The following is a 659-nucleotide window of genomic DNA, read 5'->3' on the forward strand; positions in this document are numbered from 1 at the left end:
ACTGGACCTCAGGGGCCTCAAGGTAACACAGGCGCTACCGGCAATACAGGCGCTCAAGGACCTGCGGGTGCTACCGGCGCTACTGGACCTCAGGGGCCTCAAGGTAACACAGGCGCTACCGGCAATACAGGCGCTCAAGGACCTGCGGGTGCTACCGGTGCTACCGGACCTCAGGGGCCTCAAGGTAACACAGGCGCTACCGGTGCTACTGGACCTCAAGGTGTTCAAGGTAACACAGGTGCTACGGGTGCTACCGGCGCTACTGGACCTCAAGGTGTTCAAGGTAACACGGGTGCTACGGGTGCCACTGGCGCTACTGGTATAGGAGTTACCGGACCTACCGGACCTTCTGGCGGGCCTCCTGGACCTACTGGACCTCAGGGTAACACGGGTGCTACTGGACCTCAAGGTGTTCAAGGTAATACGGGTGCTACGGGTGCTACTGGACCTCAAGGTCTTCAAGGTAACACGGGTGCTACTGGCGCTACTGGACCTCAAGGTGTTCAAGGTATCACAGGTGCTACGGGTGCTACTGGCGCTACTGGACCTCAAGGTGTTCAAGGTAACACAGGTGCTACGGGTGCTACTGGACCTCAAGGTGTTCAAGGTAACACAGGTGCTACGGGTGCTACTGGACCTCAAGGTGTTCAAGGTAACAC

At 58.4% G+C, this 659-nt stretch carries 1 pseudogene; it reads left to right on the forward strand.

Annotation, left to right across the window (positions count from 1 at the left end):
• Positions 1–659, forward strand: a pseudogene (locus tag DOS87_RS30335) (collagen-like protein); the annotation flags it as partial.

The organism is Bacillus sp. CR71, assembly GCF_003429245.1.
Lineage (GTDB): Bacteria > Bacillota > Bacilli > Bacillales > Bacillaceae_G > Bacillus_A > Bacillus_A thuringiensis_S.